This is a genomic window from Pantoea sp. GM01 (assembly GCF_000282675.1).
Lineage (GTDB): Bacteria > Pseudomonadota > Gammaproteobacteria > Enterobacterales > Enterobacteriaceae > Pantoea > Pantoea nemavictus.
This window is the reverse complement of sequence record NZ_AKIU01000035.1, coordinates 85,963-102,760: the sequence shown is the minus strand read 5'-3', so window position 1 is coordinate 102,760 and position 16,798 is coordinate 85,963. Positions and strand designations below refer to the sequence as shown.

16 protein-coding genes are annotated in these 16,798 nt (G+C 55.9%); 2 read left to right on the top strand and 14 right to left on the bottom strand.

Translation table 11 applies throughout. From position 1 onward, the window contains the following. The first annotated feature begins 64 nt into the window (after window positions 1–64). Window positions 65–961 (top strand): TIGR01777 family oxidoreductase, encoded by an 897-nt coding sequence (locus tag PMI17_RS10720; RefSeq protein ID WP_007889293.1) that lies wholly within the window; start codon window positions 65–67, stop codon window positions 959–961. A 34-nt stretch (window positions 962–995) separates the two neighbouring features. Here the strand turns inward: PMI17_RS10720 and PMI17_RS10715 are convergent, their stop codons facing one another. Genes PMI17_RS10715 through dalD form a run of 3 tightly spaced genes read right to left on the bottom strand, consistent with a single transcriptional unit; the run spans window position 996 to window position 5,173 of the window. Beyond that, the gene (locus PMI17_RS10715) at window positions 996–2,276 is read right to left on the bottom strand and encodes an MFS transporter (protein WP_007889292.1); all 1,281 of its coding nucleotides are present in this window, start codon (window positions 2,274–2,276) and stop codon (window positions 996–998) included. Between the two features lie 22 nt (window positions 2,277–2,298). Further along, the gene (gene xylB / locus PMI17_RS10710; RefSeq protein ID WP_007889291.1) at window positions 2,299–3,768 is read right to left on the bottom strand and encodes a xylulokinase; all 1,470 of its coding nucleotides are present in this window, start codon (window positions 3,766–3,768) and stop codon (window positions 2,299–2,301) included. Window positions 3,769–3,778: 10 nt separating this feature from the next. Then, window positions 3,779–5,173: a D-arabinitol 4-dehydrogenase gene (gene dalD, locus PMI17_RS10705; RefSeq protein WP_007889288.1), complete on the bottom strand. Its 1,395-nt coding sequence runs from the start codon at window positions 5,171–5,173 to the stop codon at window positions 3,779–3,781. A gap of 195 nt (window positions 5,174–5,368) precedes the next feature. On the opposite strand from dalD, the gene PMI17_RS10700 reads away from it, so the two are divergent. Further along, a complete protein-coding gene (locus tag PMI17_RS10700) occupies window positions 5,369–6,316 on the top strand; it encodes a sugar-binding transcriptional regulator (RefSeq protein WP_007889286.1) in 948 nt (315 codons plus the stop codon). Between the two features lie 165 nt (window positions 6,317–6,481). On the opposite strand, the gene hisP is transcribed toward PMI17_RS10700, so the two are convergent. The 11 genes from hisP to PMI17_RS10645 form a co-directional block, all read right to left on the bottom strand. Further along, window positions 6,482–7,255: a histidine ABC transporter ATP-binding protein HisP gene (gene hisP / locus PMI17_RS10695; protein ID WP_007889285.1), complete on the bottom strand. Its 774-nt coding sequence runs from the start codon at window positions 7,253–7,255 to the stop codon at window positions 6,482–6,484. An 8-nt stretch (window positions 7,256–7,263) separates the two neighbouring features. Beyond that, window positions 7,264–7,980, bottom strand: coding sequence for an ABC transporter permease (locus PMI17_RS10690; RefSeq protein ID WP_007889284.1), 717 nt, complete (start codon window positions 7,978–7,980; stop codon window positions 7,264–7,266). Continuing rightward, window positions 7,977–8,663, bottom strand: a complete 687-nt coding sequence (locus tag PMI17_RS10685) for a histidine ABC transporter permease HisQ (RefSeq protein WP_007889283.1) — start codon at window positions 8,661–8,663, stop codon at window positions 7,977–7,979. The genes PMI17_RS10690 and PMI17_RS10685 overlap by 4 nt, the downstream gene beginning before the upstream one ends. Before the next feature lie 193 nt (window positions 8,664–8,856). Next, on the bottom strand, window positions 8,857–9,639 hold the full coding sequence (gene argT / locus PMI17_RS10680) for a lysine/arginine/ornithine ABC transporter substrate-binding protein ArgT (RefSeq protein ID WP_007889282.1): 783 nt from the start codon (window positions 9,637–9,639) through the stop codon (window positions 8,857–8,859). 278 nt (window positions 9,640–9,917) lie between these two features. Then, window positions 9,918–10,487 carry a UbiX family flavin prenyltransferase gene (locus tag PMI17_RS10675; RefSeq protein WP_007889281.1) on the bottom strand — a complete coding sequence of 190 codons (570 nt, stop codon included), beginning with the start codon at window positions 10,485–10,487 and terminating at the stop codon, window positions 9,918–9,920. A gap of 117 nt (window positions 10,488–10,604) precedes the next feature. Beyond that, a complete protein-coding gene (gene purF / locus PMI17_RS10670) occupies window positions 10,605–12,122 on the bottom strand; it encodes an amidophosphoribosyltransferase (RefSeq protein ID WP_007889277.1) in 1,518 nt (505 codons plus the stop codon). Between the two features lie 36 nt (window positions 12,123–12,158). Then, complete coding sequence (gene cvpA, locus PMI17_RS10665; protein ID WP_007889274.1) at window positions 12,159–12,644, bottom strand: colicin V production protein; 486 nt, start codon at window positions 12,642–12,644, stop codon at window positions 12,159–12,161. Between the two features lie 250 nt (window positions 12,645–12,894). Then, window positions 12,895–13,644 (bottom strand): cell division protein DedD, encoded by a 750-nt coding sequence (gene dedD, locus PMI17_RS10660; RefSeq protein ID WP_007889272.1) that lies wholly within the window; start codon window positions 13,642–13,644, stop codon window positions 12,895–12,897. Continuing rightward, window positions 13,634–14,899, bottom strand: coding sequence for a bifunctional tetrahydrofolate synthase/dihydrofolate synthase (folC, locus tag PMI17_RS10655; RefSeq protein ID WP_007889270.1), 1,266 nt, complete (start codon window positions 14,897–14,899; stop codon window positions 13,634–13,636). The genes dedD and folC overlap by 11 nt, the downstream gene beginning before the upstream one ends. A gap of 184 nt (window positions 14,900–15,083) precedes the next feature. Next, on the bottom strand, window positions 15,084–15,992 hold the full coding sequence (gene accD / locus PMI17_RS10650) for an acetyl-CoA carboxylase, carboxyltransferase subunit beta (protein WP_007889268.1): 909 nt from the start codon (window positions 15,990–15,992) through the stop codon (window positions 15,084–15,086). A gap of 132 nt (window positions 15,993–16,124) precedes the next feature. Then, window positions 16,125–16,778 (bottom strand): DedA family protein, encoded by a 654-nt coding sequence (locus PMI17_RS10645; RefSeq protein ID WP_007889266.1) that lies wholly within the window; start codon window positions 16,776–16,778, stop codon window positions 16,125–16,127. Window positions 16,779–16,798 lie beyond the last annotated feature (20 nt).

Here is a 16,798-nt window from a genome sequence, read left to right as displayed (position 1 = left end):
GCCGCACGGGCGCTTCTCTTCTATGCTGAATCTGAGCAGAGAAAAAATTACAAGGAGGCTCAACATGCATTTACTTATCACCGGCGGCACCGGCCTGATTGGCCGTCATCTGATCCCGCGCTTATTACAGCTCGGGCATCAGGTCAGCGTTGTCACCCGCGATGTCGCCGCCGCGCGAGAGAAACTCAATCCCAACGTGGCGCTGTGGTCCGGCATTAATCAGCAATCCGATTTAAACGGCATTGATGGCGTGATCAATCTGGCAGGCGAACCGATAGCGGATAAACGCTGGACCGAGCAGCAGAAACAGCGGCTTTGCGAAAGTCGCTGGCAGATTACCGAACAGCTGGTCTCGCTGATCCACGCCAGCAGCCATCCTCCCCAATTTTTGATCTCTGGCTCGGCCACCGGCTTTTATGGCGATACCGGCGATCTGGTATTGACTGAAGACGATCCGGGCCACGATGAATTTACCCATGCGCTATGCGCGCGCTGGGAGCAACTGGCGTTAACCGCGCAAAGTGACCGCACCCGCGTCTGTTTGCTGCGTACCGGCGTGGTGCTGGCAAAAGAAGGCGGCGCACTGGCGAAGATGAAGCTGCCGTTCAAACTGGGTGTGGGCGGTCCGATTGGCAACGGCAAACAGTATTTACCGTGGATTCATATCGACGATCTGGTGAACGCGCTGTTGTGGCTGATCGATCACCCGGAACTGCGCGGGCCTTTCAACATGGTTGCACCTTATGCGGTGCGTAACGAGCAGTTCGCCGCCACGCTGGGGCATGTGATGCATCGTCCGGCCTTTATGCGCACGCCAGCCAGCGCCATCAAGCTGATGATGGGGGAATCGGCGGTGCTGGTGCTGGGCGGGCAACATGTTTTGCCAAAGCGGCTGGAAGAGTCGGGATTTGGTTTCCGCTGGTACGATTTAGAGCAAGCGCTGCAGGATGTCGCCGGTTGAATAATCAGGGCGGCACGTCGGCCGCCCTGAGGTATTAACTGCGCTGTTGCGCGACGCGAGATTTCAACGTCACAGGTTCACGCGTATGACCCGGCTGCGGTACGCGAATGATAAAGGTTAGCACGCCGGCAAACACATACAATCCGGTATACGCCCACACCACGCCCACGATGTCGAAGAACGGTAGCATCACCGAAGCAATAGCGGGTGCCACGAAGTTACTCAATCCCGCCGACAGGTTGTAAATCGATACGGCAGCCCCTTTGTGATGCGGCTCCAGCGTCGGGAACACGGCCGTCATTGGCACAAAGGCCGCGACAAAAATCCCCAACATCACCGCCGGAATCAGCGCCACCCAAAAGTTATGCCCGGCATACACTGGCAGGTAATAGAATGCCAGGCTGGAAATGGCCATGCCGACACAGCCAAACCAGCGCACCTGACGAATCCATCCCAGTTTCTCGCCGGTGATGCCCCAGAAGATGTTAGTAAAGATGGTGACAAAGAAGAACACCGCCCAGATCTGCAGCCATTCGGAAATGGTAAAGCCAAGGCGATCAACGAACAGCAGCGGCATGATAATGGCGAAGCCAAACAGTGACAGCGTGTTAATGATGCGAATCAGACAGGCATAAAACACGTGCTGATTGGTGAACAGAATGGTGACGGCCCGCGACATTTCGGTCATTTTGTCGCGCATCGGCAGATTGACGCGCGAACGGTCAACCGGCACGTGGCGCAAGCTAAAGTAAGCCAGCACACCGCCACACGCCACCCATACGATCGCCAGCCACAGCGTACCGGTTTCGCCCAGCATGGGAATGGTGAGGCTCGGTAAATAGCTGCCAACCACACCAATGCCAACCGAGTACATCGCCCAGAACCAACCGGTCGCGGCCGCCAGTTTTTCCCGCGGCAGCACCTGCACCAGCATCATCATGAACGAGTAGATGAATAACGGATACGCCAGGCCGCGAATGCCATAGAACAGCACCATCAGCGGATAGTTACGCATCCCCAGACCAAGCGACATAAACAGCGTGTGCATCACAATCCACAACACGAAGCCAATCATCATGGCGCGCTGCGGGGTAATCAGCTCCGCCACCACGCCCGAGGCCCACGCAGCCAGCGCAGCGGCAAGTCCATAAAAGGTAAACACCACCGCCGACTGCGCAGGGGTGAAGCCCATATCGGTGATATGACGCGATAAAAACGCCATCTCAAAGCCGTCACCTGCCATAAAGATGGCGATGGCGAGGAAGCCCCAGAACATCTTTTTCGGTAAGCCAAACCAGTATTCATTCGATTGCATCTCATTCATCCTCTGTCTGGAGTTAGGCAGGCAACAGCGCCCGCGCCTGCTGTTGCTGTTCGTAGAGTGTGCGGAACAGATGCAATCGCTGGTGCAGCACCTTGCCGCGCCCGGCATCCGGCTGATAGCGCGCCTGCACCGGCGGCTTGAGACAGACATCGCGCTCGGCACCACCATCGGCCAACCACGCCAGACGTGCTGCGCCCAATGCGCCGGAGGCGCTGGCCGGATGCGTGACGATGGGCAGTTGCAGCACATCCGCAATCAGCTGGGCCCACAGCGTGCTGCGTGCCCCGCCGCCGGTCAGGCTGCATTGACGAATCTGCTGCTGCGCATCACCCAGCACCGCCAATCCATCGGCCAGACCAAAAGCCACGCCTTCAATCACCGCGTAACCCAGCAGCGCACGCGGCGTTTCATGGCGCAGATTGAAGAAGGAGCCGCAGGCATCAGGATCGTTGTGCGGCGTGCGTTCGCCAGAAAGATAGGGCAGGAACAGCGGCGCATGACGCCGTTGTTCCTCACTGAGCGGTGCCATCTCGTCCATCAGCTGGCTTTCCGTGACCGACAACAGATTGCACAGCCAGCGCAGACAGCTGGCGGCGCTAAGCATTACGCTCATCTGGTGCCAGCGCCCAGGCAAGGCGTGGCAAAAGGCATGCACGCCAGATTGTGGATCGGCCAGCAGGCGATCGTTAACCACGAAAATCACGCCGGAAGTACCCAGAGAGATAAAGGCATCTCCCGGATTGATCGCGCCGACTCCCACCGCCGATGCCGCGTTATCGCCGCCGCCGCCCGCCACGCTAACCGAGGCCGATATGCCCCACTGGCTTGCCAGTTCGGCTTTCAGCGTGGCGCTAACTGCACTGCCTTCCACCAGTTCGGGCATGTGGGTGCGCGTCAATCCGCTAATGGCTAACAGTTCGTCGGACCAGTCGCGTTTGGCGACATCAAGCCACAGCGTACCCGCCGCGTCCGAAGGTTCGCTGACAAAGCGTCCGGTCAAACGCCAGCGCAGATAATCTTTTGGCAGCAGCACCTTATCGATGCGCTGAAAAATCTCCGGCTCATGTTCCGCTACCCAACGCAGCTTTGGTGCGGTAAAGCCCGGCATGATCATGTTGCCGCTCAGCTGCATCATTTCCGGATGTTGCGCGCTGAGTACTGCACATTGCGCTGCGCTGCGCGTGTCATTCCACAGGATGCAAGGACGCAACACCTCACCCTGGTTATCCAGCAGCACCGCGCCGTGCATTTGTCCCGACAAGCCAATAGCACGAATTTCGCTCCACGCCGCTGCGGCCTGTTGGCGCAATCCGGCCAACACCTCACCGCAGGCCTGCCACCAGCGTTCAGGATCCTGCTCGGCCCAGTGGGCATGTGGACGCTGCACGCTAAGCGCGGCGTGATGAGTCGCGACGATGTCGCCCTGCGCATTGATGAGCAGCGCTTTGAGTTCAGAAGTACCAATATCGATTCCGAGATACATGACCCGCTCCTTACCCTTCAGCCAGCGCAGGTTGCGGCTGTTTCAGCCACTTCTGCAGGTCAGCAACGGTGCGGGTCACCAGCGCATGGAACGCTTTGTCCTGCGCCAGTTCGCCAAACAACGCGCTGTCGCTGAGGAATGCAGTAAGGGTATCGGACCGGCTAAACTGCTGACGCAGCGCATCGGCCTGCAGCACGCCATCCTGATAGGTGTAAGGCAAATCATCATCAGCCCAACGTTGCAGGAACAGGAAGAACAGCGCAGGCAGCACGGCGGTGGCAGCCGGTTCTGCGCCGCGCTGATAGCATTCGCGCAGCGTTGGCGTCACCATGCCGGGGATTTTCGACAGACCATCGGCGCCAACGCGCTGATTAGTGTCTTTGATGTAGGGATTACTGAAGCGCGCCAGAACCACATCGCGATAATCCGCCAAATTCAACGGGCTCGGCGACAGTGAAGGCATCACGTCCTGCGTCACATAGTCATACGCTAATTGATAAATCGCCGGCTGACGCGTGCTGTCGTCAATGTAATTGAGGCCAATCAGCGTGCCTGCCCAGGCAATTGCGGCATGCGTCGCGTTGAGGATGCGGATTTTTGCCTCTTCCCACGGCAATACTGACTCAACCAGCTCAACGCCCACCTTTTCCAGCGGCGGACGACCGGCAATGAAATCATCCTCAATCACCCATTGAATAAAGGATTCGGCCATTACCGCCGCGCCATCGTCTTTGCCGGTGGCAGCTTTTACCCGCTCAGCCACATCCGGCGTCGGGCGTGGCGTGATGCGATCGACCATCGTGTTGGGTGACGTCGTGCTGGTGCGTACCCAATCTGCCAGTGCCCGATCGCCCTGCGCTGCGAGAAACGCGAGGAAGCCGTGACGGAAACGTTCGCCGTTATGGCGCAGGTTATCGCAGTTGAGCAGCGTGACGGGCGCGCCGCCCTTTGCCAGTCGCTGGGAGAGAATGCGCGCCAGAGCGCCATAAATGGTGCGGATATCGCCTTTCACATCGGCCTGCACATCCGCCTGTTCAAGATCAAGTTCATGTTCCGGCGTCAAATAGTAACCAGCTTCGGTGACGGTGAAGCTGATTACGCAGGTTTCTGTTTTAGCACCCTGCTCAACTAACGCGCTGATGTCGCTGTCCCAAGGCAGAATTTTGCGCAGTGAAGTGATGGTTTCGTAGGCGCGTTCGCCTTCAGGAGTAACGGTTTCCAGTACGTACTCGCCACTCTGCGCGGCGAGTTGCTGTAGCAGCGGCGCAGCGTCGCTGCGGATATTACCGAGTGCAATGCCCCAGCACTCATCGCCCTGCTCGCGTAATTTATGCAGATACCACGCCTGATGTGCACGGTGAAATGAACCTGCGCCAATGTGCATCCACACTGAGTTATTTGTCATAGCCACCTCAAAATAAACATTTGCCACGATTAAGGGCATTTGCCCGATGCCGTGTAGCATAGTGTGTGCGGTAAGCCAGGTTCTGCGAACTGAATCACAATTAATACTTTTGCTCTTTTTTAGGGCTTTTGCTCAGTTAACACTTAGCGGCCTTCTCGCGTTAACATGGCGCACCGGTTTTGACGGAACAGCGCGATGAGCAGAGAAGAGAAAAAACAAGAACTGGCAGCACGTGCGGCCTGGATGTATTACGTCGCTGGGGTGACACAGCAGGAGATTGCGCGTGCGTTGGGATTGTCGCGTCAGGTGGCGCAGCGTTTAGTGTCCAACGCACGGGAAATGGGCATGGTGAGCGTGAAGATTGAGCATCCCGTCACCCATTGTTTGCAACTGGCGCGCGAAGTGCAGGAGAGGTTTGCTCTGCAGCTGTGCCGCGTCGTGCCTTCAGCCAACCTTAATGATGATGCCATCCAGCAGATGTTGGCCGTGGAAGGCGCAGCGGTGATGGCGCAATATATCAGCGAAGAGCAACCGCAGGTATTTGGCATCGGTTCGGGCAAGACATTGCGTTCAATGATCGATGCGCTTCCCTGGGTTGAACGACCACAGCATCAGTGCGTTTCGATGATTGGCGCGATTGCGCGAGACGATTCAGGTACGCGTTATGACGTGCCGCTGAAGATGGCGGAGAAGATGCAGGGTAAGTATTTTTTCATCCCTGCACCGCTGTATGCCGATACACCCGAAGACAAGGCGATGTGGATTCAGCATCAGGTCTATCAACGCGTCACGCTACGCGCGTTGCAGGCAGATGTAGCCTTCGTCGGCATTGGCGAAGTACAGCCAGGTTGCCCGCTACATGCCGAAGGCTTTATTACCGATGCGCAAGTGGCTGCACTCAACGCACGCGGCGTGGTTGGCGAAATGCTCGGGCACTTTTTCAATCATCAAGGCGAACGCGTGTTGGGTGAAACCGATGAGCTGCTCACCAGCGTCTTGCTGGAAAGCCAGACGCAGCGCCAGATTATCGGCTTTGCCGGCAGTGAACGTAAGTATCCAGCGATTCGCGCCGCGCTGCAGGGCGGCTGGGTGTCAGGCTTGGTGACCGATGAGGATACGGCGCTGAGATTGTTGCGGGATTAGAACGTGCTGGCTGTCCCCCATCCCGCCTTCCCCCGCTAGCGGGGGAAGGAGACGCTGCCACATGCAGCATCAGTACGCACATATTGCAGCATCTTCCTTCCCCATTTATGGGGGAGGACCGAGGTGGGGGGCAGCGAGCACAGACCAGCCAGCACTATTCTAAAACTACTTTAACGATCCCTTCAAAAACTGCTGCAGGCGCGGGCTTTTCGGGTTACCGAACAGCTCATCCGGCGTGCCCTGCTCTTCGATTTTGCCCTGATGCAGGAAGATCACATGATTAGAGACGTGACGAGCAAACTCCATCTCGTGCGTCACCACCACCATGGTTTTCCCCTCTTCGGCCAGCTTCTGCATAATGCGCAGCACTTCACCGACTAACTCTGGATCGAGCGCCGAGGTCGGTTCGTCAAACAGCAACACTTCAGGCTCCATCGCCAGAGCACGCGCAATCGACACGCGCTGCTGCTGACCGCCAGAGAGATGCACCGGATATTTGGCGCGCGCACGCGCATCAATACCAACCTTATCCAGATACTTAATCGCACGTTCGCGCGCTTCGGCCTTACTAAGCCCCAGCACCTGAATCGGCGCTTCGGTGACGTTATCCAGCACCGTCATGTGGCTCCACAGGTTGAAGTGCTGAAACACCATCGTCAGACGGGTACGCAGCATACGCAGCTGCTCTTTGTTCGCAACTTTGAGCTGGCCATCGGTGTCGCGCACCAGGTTGATCTGCTGATTGTTAACGGTAATGGTGCCTTCGCTCGGTTTCTCGAGGAAGTTAATGCAGCGTAAAAAGGTACTTTTCCCGGAACCGGACGAGCCAATAATGCTGATCACATCGCCGGCGTTGGCCTGCAGTGATACGCCTTTTAGAACTTCATGCTCACCGTAACGTTTGTGCAGTTCGGTAACGCTTAATTTATTGTCAGCCATAGTGATACTCAGTGCGATGAAGAAGGTTTTACGTGTGCCAGGAAGCGTTGTTCGGCTTTGCGGAACAAGCTAATCAACCCGTAAGAGATTATCAGATACAGCACCGCTGCAATGCCAAACGCGGTAAACGGCTGATAGGTGGCCGAGTTGATATCGCGCGCAATTTTTAACAGATCCGGCACCGTGGCAGTGAACGCCAGCGCAGTGGAGTGCAGCATCAGGATCACTTCATTGCTGTACGCCGGCAGCGCCGTGCGCAGTGCCGAAGGCAGAATGATGCAGCGATAGAGTTTAAACGGCGAGAAGCCATAGGCGCGTGCCGCTTCAATTTCACCGTGCGGCACCGAACGAATCGCGCCAGCAAAGATTTCGGTGGTATAAGCGCAGGTATTGAGCGTAAACGCCAGCAGCGTACAGTTCAGTCCGCTGCGGAAGAAGGCATTCAGCAACTCCGTGCCTTTCACCACTTCCAGCGTGTACATGCCGGAGTAGAACACCAGCAGCTGCACATACAGCGGCGTGCCGCGAAACACGTAAGTGAATAGCCACACCGGCGTGGAGATAAAGCGGTTGGAGGAGACGCGCGCAATCGCCAGCACCACTGCCAAAGAACCGCCGATCACCACAGAAAGGATCAACAACCACAAGGTAATCGCGATGCCGGTAAAACGATAACCATCGGTCCAGAGCAGCTGTTTCCAATACTCCTGAATAATCTCAATCATAGCTCTGCCCTTTTCACACCCACCGTGTAGCGACGTTCAAGCCACCACAGCACGCCGTTCGACAGCGTGGTAAATACCAGATAAATCACGCCTGCCACAATGGCGAAGTAGAACGGCTGCCAGGTACTTTTACCTGCCAGCTGCGTGGCTTTCACCACATCTTCCAGCCCCAGCAGCGACACCAGCGCAGTCGCTTTCAGAATGACCTGCCAGTTGTTGCCGATGCCCGGCAGCGCAAAGCGCATCATCGCCGGAAACAGAATACGCCGGAAGGTCTGCGAGCCAGTAAAACCGAAGGCGGTTGCCGCTTCGATCTGTCCTCGAGGCACGGCGAGAAAGGCACCACGGAAGGTTTCGGTAAAGTAGGCGCCGTAGATAAAGCCAAGCGTAATGATACCGGCGACCATCGGGTCGATATCAAACTGGGCCAGTCCCAGCGCATCGGTGAGGGTATTCAGGGCGATCTGCAGACCGTAGAAGATCAGCAGCATCAATACTAAGTCGGGAACACCACGAATTAAGGTGGTGTAGCCTTCGAACAGCATCGCCAGCGGGCGATTGCGGGAGAGTTTGGCGCCCGCGCCAACCAGGCCGAGCACCACCGCCAGCAGCACCGAGCTGAGCGCCAGCTCCAGCGTCACAAGGGTGCCCTTGAGGATTACTTCGGAATAGCCATACAACATGAGTTCAATCCTGTCGTGAGGGTAAATTACAAACGCTGCCCAACTGACGGACAGTCCTAACCAGGAAATTTGAATCGCAGGATGGATGGCGGCAAGCGTATGAAGCCGGGCAGTTTACATAAGTAAGCGCCCGGAGTGAATACTTATGACCAACCTTCCTGCAACTCAAAGAACAGGGTCAGGAACAGAATTGTTAGTCGCCGTACACGTTAAAGTCGAAATACTTTTTCGCAATCTTGTCGTAAGTTCCGTCTTTACGCATTTCGCCAAAGGCTTTATCGATCGCTGCCTTCAGATCCGCGTCATCTTTACGCAAGCCCATACCGGTACCGACGCCAAAGATTTTATCGTCTTTAACCGCTGGACCAGCAAATGCATATTTTGCGCCGACCGGCTGCTTGAGGAAACCTTCGCTCGCTTGAACTTCATCCTGGAACGCGGCATCGATACGACCCGCATTCAGGTCCTGATATACCAGGTCCTGGTTAGCGTATGGCGTAACGGTGACGCCTTTCGGCTGCCAGTACTCTTTTGCATAAGTTTCCTGGGTGGTGCCCTGCAGCAGACCGATGTTTTTGCCTTTCAGTGATTCAATGGTTGGCTGCAGCGTTGAGCCTTTCGGCGCCACTAAGCGAGCATTTGCCGCGTACAGTTTTTCAGAGAAGTTGATCTCTTCCTGGCGCTTCTCGGTAATAGAGAGAGAAGAGATGATGGCGTCAATTTTCTTCGCCTTCAGCGAAGGGATCAGCGCATCGAAATCACTTTCTACATAAGTACATTTTGTCTTGATACGCTTACAAATTTCGTTGGCCAGATCGATATCAAAGCCAACCAGCTGGCCCTGCGCGTTCTTGGATTCGAATGGCGGATAAGTCGGGTCAGTTCCGATACGCAGCGACTGCGGCACAGCGGCGAAGACACTCGCGCTACTTGCCATTGCCAGCATCAGAGAAAGAGCCAAAACTCGCTTTTTCATAGGTAACCCTCAAGTGAAGTGCTTATTGTTATGTAGTGCGTGATGTGTTGGTTTGCGCAGTAAGATGTGCACGTTTCATGCCAGTTATGCGAATCGGCTAAACGCTGCACAGGCGCACTAAATACCGCGCCGATAAGCGGCGCAAGCACTTAGTTTGTGAGGGAAATATAACAGCGGTGTGAGGAAGAAAAAGCGACATTGTTAACTTTTGGTGCACAAGATGCACGAACAGTGATCGCGCCCCCGAATTTGCACAGAGTCAGTGCATCACTGCACCATTATGCGCCGCTCCAGCGAGTGAAAAGATCTTCCGGCAGTTCGATATCAAACTGATCGAGTACGCGATTGACGGTTTGATCGACCAAATCGCCAATTGATTGGGGACGGTGATAAAACGCCGGTACCGGCGGCATAATTAGCGCACCGAGTTCAGCTGCCGTGGTCATCATGCGCAGATGCCCCAGATGCAGCGGCGTTTCGCGCACGCACAGCACCAGCTTACGCTGCTCTTTCAGCACCACATCCGCGGCGCGCGTCAGTAGGCTATCGCTGTAGCTATGCACAATACCGGAGAGCGTTTTCATCGAGCATGGCGCAATCGCCATGCCGAGGGTTTTGTAGGAGCCGGAGGAGATGCTGGCGGCAATATCGCGCACGTCGTGCACCACATCGGCCATCGCTTGCACCTCACGCAGGCTGAAATCGGTTTCCAGCGCCAGGGTTTGGCGTGCGGCGGGACTGATCACCAAATGGGTTTCCACTTCCGTCAGCGGTTGCAGTACCTGCAACATCCGCACGCCGTAAATTGCGCCGCTGGCGCCGGAAATGCCAATGATCAGTCGTTTCATAATTTAGCCTTGCTGGTTCAGATTGCGGCAATGATAGCGGCTCGCTGAACAAAAATACAAAAACAAACAGGGCGGGATTGCGCCCGCCCTGCTTTTCATTCTGCCACAACGTTGAGCTTAGCCTTCGTTGTGCAGTTCCAGACCTTCAACTTCTGTCTGACGTGCAATGGCTTTAGAGTCGTCATTACGCAGCGACTGCAGATACTCAAGGTACTGCTGGTCGACATCCTTGGTGACGTAAATGCCGTTGAATACCGAGCACTCGAACTGCGCGATATCCGGATTCTCTTCACGCACCGCTTCGATCAGATCGTTCAGGTCCTGGAAAATCAACGCATCGGCTTTAATCAGCTGACGAATCTCTTCCACTTCACGACCGTGCGCGATCAGCTCAGTAGCGCTAGGCATATCAATGCCGTACACGTTCGGGAAACGAATTTCCGGCGCTGCAGAAGCCAGGTAAACCCGCTTCGCACCCGCTTCACGCGCCATCTCGATAATTTGCTCCGAAGTGGTGCCACGGACGATGGAGTCATCCACCAACAGCACGTTTTTATCGCGGAACTCGGCACGGTTGGCATTCAGCTTGCGGCGAACCGCGCTGCGACGCAGCTGCTGGCCCGGCATGATAAAGGTGCGGCCAACATAGCGGTTTTTCACGAATCCCTGACGATAAGGTTTATCGAGGATGCGGGCGATTTCCAGCGCGATATCGGTTGAGGTTTCCGGAATCGGAATCACCACGTCGATATCCAGATCTTCCCACTCGCGGGCAATTTTATCACCCAGCTTGGTGCCCATACGCACACGGGCGCTGTACACCGAGATTTTGTCGAGGAATGAGTCCGGACGCGCAAAATAGACGTACTCGAACAGGCATGGATTGGTTTTCGGGTTTTCCGCACACTGACGGGTAGAGAGCTGGCCCTGCTCGGTGATGTACACCGCTTCGCCCGGCGCTACGTCACGAATGAACTCGAAGCCCAGCGTGTCCAGCGCAACGCTTTCCGACGCGACCATGTATTCCGTGCGGCCGTCGGCAATGACGCGTTTGCCCAGCACCAGCGGACGAATACCGTTGGGATCGCGGAAAGCGACCATACCGTGGCCGATAATCATAGAAACGACCGCGTAAGCGCCGCGCACCTGCTGATGCACCGCCGCCACCGCAGCAAAAATGTTGTCAGCTTCCAGCGGATAGTGCTGAAAACGGTCCAGCTCCTGCGCAAAAATGTTCAGCAGGATTTCGGAATCAGAGGTGGTATTAACGTGACGGCGGCCCGTTTCGAACAGCTGTTTACGCAGTTCGTGCGCGTTGGTCAGGTTACCGTTATGCGCCAGGGTGATGCCATAAGGGGAGTTCACGTAGAAAGGTTGCGCTTCAGAGGCGCTGGAGCTGCCTGCCGTTGGGTAGCGCACATGACCAATCCCGATGTTGCCCTGTAAACGCTGCATGTGACGCGCTTCGAACACATCGCTTACCAGACCGTTGGCTTTACGCAAACGGAAGCAGTTAATAGCATCGATGGTACAAATGCCGGCGGCATCCTGCCCGCGGTGCTGAAGCACCGTTAACGCGTCATAGATTGACTGGTTTACTGGCATAAAACCGGTGATACCAACAATACCGCACATATTGTCATTTCCTCATTAGCCGCACTCCCGATGGTGTCACCGGGGTAAAAAACTCGACGTGCTTTTCAGGTAATCGAAAAACCACCTGATGATGTAACTGAACTCGGGAATAAGTTGCGACTGTTGCCAGTCGGGGCTTTTGGAAAAGCCGGTGAATGTATCGAGGAAGAACAGCATAGCAGACACGATCAGTACGCCACGCAACGCCCCAAAACAGACCCCCAACACCCTGTCGGTTCCTGACAAGCCGGTTTTTTCAACCAGCGAGCCGATCACATAGTTCACGATGGCACCCACAATCAGAGTGGCAACGAATAACACCGCGATGGCGATGCCGTTGCGAACCAGTTCGTCGTCAAAACCTGTAAACCAGACTGCAAGGTAGGCGTAATAATGACTGGCGACAAAAAACGCACATCCCCAGGTAACGAGAGATAAGGCTTCCCGGACAAACCCACGAATCAGGCTGACCAGAGCCGAAAAACCAACTACCGCAATAATGACGTAATCAATCCAGATCATGAACTCTTCCAGCCCAGTGCTATCGCACCCCTGCATCCAGTTCGGGGCGCATTCTAACAGAAAAAGAAAACGTTTGCGTAGGGTTTTCCGGTTCTGTTTCCGTAAAAAGGGCGATGAAAAAAACTTTCCTCGCCCTGTGTATTACCAGCGATTTAATTCACTGATATTCAATGATTTTATGGCCGCGCTTCGCTACAAAAGTTTTATAAAGCCGCGCCTTTTTCTGCCATCGGCGCGGCTTATCAACGCTTTATCGCGCGCTATACGGTTTGACCACACCACCGAGGCCGGAGATGCTTTGCAGCTCACTCAATGAACCTTGTAGCTTGGCCTTATTCGCATCCGGACCGACATAAATGCGAGTGATTTGCCCCTGCACCGGCGTTGACGGCACGGTAAAGGCGCGATAGCCCGAGAGACGCAGTTGCGCCACAATCTCACTCACTTTCGCCGCGTTCTTCAGGGCACCGAGCTGTACCACAAACGCCTGACCGGCTGGCGCTGCGGGCTCACTTTGCTTCGGCGTTTCAACCGGTTTTGGCTGCTCAACCGGCTTCGGCTGTTCGACTGGCTTCGGCTTCGGTTGCTCAACCGGTTTAGGCTTCGGCTGTTCCACCGGTTTCGGTTTCGGCTGCTCAACCGGTTTTGGCTTCGGCTGTTCTACCGGTTTCGGCTGCACCTGTTGATGCACCGGCGGCGGCGTGACGACGCTGGGCTCGCTGTTCTGCGTCGGCTGTGCGCTCCCGTTGGTGGCGGTTTTACCGCTCTCCGGGTTCTGCGCCGCGCCAGCCCCTTCCGGTGGCTGCGAAGGCAGCGGTTGCGTCACCGGCGGCACCATTTCGCTATCCTGCTGATCGTCCGGTTTTGGCACCAGCGGGATGGCGGCGAACTCCTCTTTATAATGCTTTTTCTGGCCGTCCAGCAGGCCCGGCAAAACGATGACGCCAATCGCCACCAGAATAACCGTGCCGACTAAGCGATTTTGAAACTTACTTGCCACTGCCGTTCTCCGCTGCCATCGATTCCATAACCTGCGCTACGGTGTGGAAAGAACCACACACCAGAATCACATCTTCGGGACGCGCCTGCTGACGCGCTGCCTGCCACGCCGCCTCAACGTTGCGGTAAGCATCGCCGCTTTCCAGATGAGCCAACAGTTCGTCGGCCGAGGCACCTCGCGGCCCTTCGAGCGGCGCGCAGTACCAGCAATCCACCTGAGGTGCCAACGCGGCCAGCGTACCGGCAATATCCTTATCATGCAGCATGCCTACCACCGCATGCACCTGACCACTTAACGGCTCAGCGGCCAGACGTGAAGCCAGATAATAAGCGGCATGAGGATTGTGTGCCACATCCAGAATCACGCGCGGCGCTTCGCTCACCGTTTGGAAACGCCCTGGCAGAATCGCCAGCGGCAGATGCTGACGGATAATCGCTTCGCTGACATTCAAGCCCGATGCACGTAACGCGGTAAGTGCGGTTGCAGCATTGGGTAGAGGTACCTGCGGTAACGGTAAATCGCGCAGTTCACCCTTTGCATCCTGCAACATCCAGCTATTGCCGGTTTGCTGCCACTGCCAGTCGCGATTGCGCTGCAGCAGCAATGCGCCCTTCTCGGCCGCGACATCCGCAATAGTGCCCGGCATATCGTCTTCACCGACTATCGCCGGTTTGCCTGCACGGAACACGCCGGCTTTTTCACGACCGATGCTTTCGCGATCCGGACCCAGCCAATCGGTGTGATCCAGCGCGATGCTGGTGATCACCGAAACATCGGCATCGACAATGTTGGTGGCATCAAGACGTCCGCCAAGGCCAACTTCGAGAATCACCACATCGAGATTCGCCGCGCGGAACAGATTGAAAGCCGACAACGTGCCGAACTCAAAATAAGTGAGAGAAATGTCACCGCGCCCGGCTTCAATCGCGGCAAAACTGGCGCTGTGCTGCGCTTCATCCAGTTCTGCGCCCTGCACACGTACACGTTCGGTGTAACGCACCAGATGCGGCGAGCTGTAGACGCCCACGCGATAACCGGCAGCGATTAACAGCGTTTCCAGGGTGCGACAGGTGGTGCCTTTGCCGTTAGTACCGGCAACGGTGAAGACAAACGGAGCAGGTTTGAGCAGGTCGAGGCGTTCAGCAACGCGTTGAATACGATCCAGACCGAGTTCAATGGCCTGCGAGTGCAGATGCTCAAGATAATGAAGCCACGTGGCCAAAGGCGACGTGGCTTGAGGAAGAGAATTATCCATGTGTCCCGTTCTTAATTAATACACATCATCCTTCAAGCTGCAGCGGCGTTGGCTGCGTTCATCCACCCCGGTCACTTACTGATGTAAGCTCCCGGGGATGTATTCACTTGCCGCCTTGCTGCAGCTCGAATGATTTCGTGTAGACGGTGCATTGGAGGAAAGGAAGATTCCTTTCCGTTGCCTGTCAGGCTTCGTTGCTCTCCGGCTCAGCCACATCAGGCTGATTACCATCCTGCAGCGGTGCTGGCAGGTTCATCATTTTCGCCAGCAGACTTGCCAGCTTAAAGCGCATTTCCGGACGACGGATGATCATGTCGATCGCGCCTTTCTCAATCAGGAACTCACTGCGCTGGAAGCCCGGCGGCAGCTTTTCGCGCACGGTCTGCTCGATAACGCGTGGACCGGCAAAGCCAATCAGCGCTTTCGGTTCCGCCACGTTGAGATCGCCTAGCATCGCGAAGCTGGCAGAAACGCCGCCCATCGTTGGGTCGGTCAGCACGGAGATGTACGGCAAGCCGCGCTCTTGCATTTTCGCCAGTGCAGCACTGGTTTTTGCCATCTGCATCAGCGACTGCAGTGCTTCCTGCATACGTGCACCGCCTGACGCAGAGAAGCAGATCAGTGGGCAGTTGTCTTCCAACGCCTGCTCAACGCCACGCACAAAGCGCGCACCCACTACGGAACCCATTGAGCCGCCCATAAAGGAGAACTCAAACGCGACCGCGACAATCGGCATACCGTGCAGCGTGCCTTTCATCGCCACCAGCGCATCTTTCTCGCCAGTGTCTTTTTGCGCGGCAACCAAACGGTCTTTGTACTTCTTAGAATCGCGGAACTTCAGCAGATCCTTCGGTTCAAGCTCGCTACCCAGCTCAACCAGCGAACCTTCATCCAGCATGCTATGCAGACGCTCACGGGCGTGCATGCGCATGTGATGGTCGCACTTCGGGCAGACCTCGAGGTTACGCTCCAGCTCGGCGCGGTACAGCACCTGTCCACAGCTATCGCACTTGGTCCACACCCCTTCCGGGATGCTGGCTTTGCGCGTTGGCGTGGCAGTGCTTTTATTCAGTATGCGTTCAATCCAGCTCATTGATGACCTTTCTGTTTAATGCTGACCTGGTCCAGTCTTCTCATTGCTGCTGAAATCACCTTCAGCAGGCCGTAAATGTCGCTCATTAAACCACAACCCGTTCACGCTGTGGATAAAAATCTGGTAACGAGCTTACTGTGACTTCTGCTGACGGCGATGACGCCACACTTCAATTACGCCAGGCAGTATTGAAACCACGATGATGCCGACAATCAGTAGCTTCAGGTTCTCCTGCACAATCGGCAAGTCGCCAAACAGGTAACCGGCGTAAGAGAAGAGCAGTACCCACAGCAGTGCACCCGTTACGTTATAGAGCGCGAAGTGGCGATAAGACATATGTCCCATCCCCGCCACAAAGGGGGCAAAGGTTCGCACGATTGGTACAAAGCGCGCAAGTATAATGGTTTTGCCGCCGTGGCGATCGTAGAACGCATGGGTTTTATCGAGGTAGCTGCGACGAAAAATTTTCGAGTTCGGGTTACTGAACAGCTTCTCACCAAACAGACGCCCAATAGTGTAGTTCACCGCATCACCGAGGATCGCGGCGATCACTAGCAGCGTTACCATCAGATGCACGTTGAGATCGTTACCCGGCAAGGCCGCCAGTGCACCTGCCACGAACAGCAGCGAATCGCCGGGCAGGAATGGCGTGACCACCAAACCGGTTTCACAGAACAGAATCAGGAACAGAATGGCGTAAATCCACACGCCGTACTGCGCCACCAGCTCGGCCAAATGCACATCAATATGCAGAATAAAATCGACCAAAAAGTGGATAAACTCCATATAACGACAACTCCCCGATA

Bases quoted from the DNA above. Each gene is read 5' to 3' on its own strand.
- argT (WP_007889282.1), bottom strand. From the start codon at position 9,639: ATGAAAAAGCGAGTTTTGGCTCTTTCTCTGATGCTGGCAATGGCAAGT.
- PMI17_RS10720 (WP_007889293.1), top strand. From the start codon at position 65: ATGCATTTACTTATCACCGGCGGCACCGGCCTGATTGGCCGTCATCTG.
- PMI17_RS10685 (WP_007889283.1), bottom strand. From the start codon at position 8,663: ATGTTGTATGGCTATTCCGAAGTAATCCTCAAGGGCACCCTTGTGACG.
- accD (WP_007889268.1), bottom strand. From the start codon at position 15,992: ATGAGCTGGATTGAACGCATACTGAATAAAAGCACTGCCACGCCAACG.
- hisP (WP_007889285.1), bottom strand. From the start codon at position 7,255: ATGGCTGACAATAAATTAAGCGTTACCGAACTGCACAAACGTTACGGT.
- PMI17_RS10715 (WP_007889292.1), bottom strand. From the start codon at position 2,276: ATGCAATCGAATGAATACTGGTTTGGCTTACCGAAAAAGATGTTCTGG.
- PMI17_RS10700 (WP_007889286.1), top strand. From the start codon at position 5,369: ATGAGCAGAGAAGAGAAAAAACAAGAACTGGCAGCACGTGCGGCCTGG.
- purF (WP_007889277.1), bottom strand. From the start codon at position 12,122: ATGTGCGGTATTGTTGGTATCACCGGTTTTATGCCAGTAAACCAGTCA.
- PMI17_RS10675 (WP_007889281.1), bottom strand. From the start codon at position 10,487: ATGAAACGACTGATCATTGGCATTTCCGGCGCCAGCGGCGCAATTTAC.
- cvpA (WP_007889274.1), bottom strand. From the start codon at position 12,644: ATGATCTGGATTGATTACGTCATTATTGCGGTAGTTGGTTTTTCGGCT.
- xylB (WP_007889291.1), bottom strand. From the start codon at position 3,768: ATGTATCTCGGAATCGATATTGGTACTTCTGAACTCAAAGCGCTGCTC.
- dalD (WP_007889288.1), bottom strand. From the start codon at position 5,173: ATGACAAATAACTCAGTGTGGATGCACATTGGCGCAGGTTCATTTCAC.
- PMI17_RS10645 (WP_007889266.1), bottom strand. From the start codon at position 16,778: ATGGAGTTTATCCACTTTTTGGTCGATTTTATTCTGCATATTGATGTG.
- PMI17_RS10690 (WP_007889284.1), bottom strand. From the start codon at position 7,980: ATGATTGAGATTATTCAGGAGTATTGGAAACAGCTGCTCTGGACCGAT.
- folC (WP_007889270.1), bottom strand. From the start codon at position 14,899: ATGGATAATTCTCTTCCTCAAGCCACGTCGCCTTTGGCCACGTGGCTT.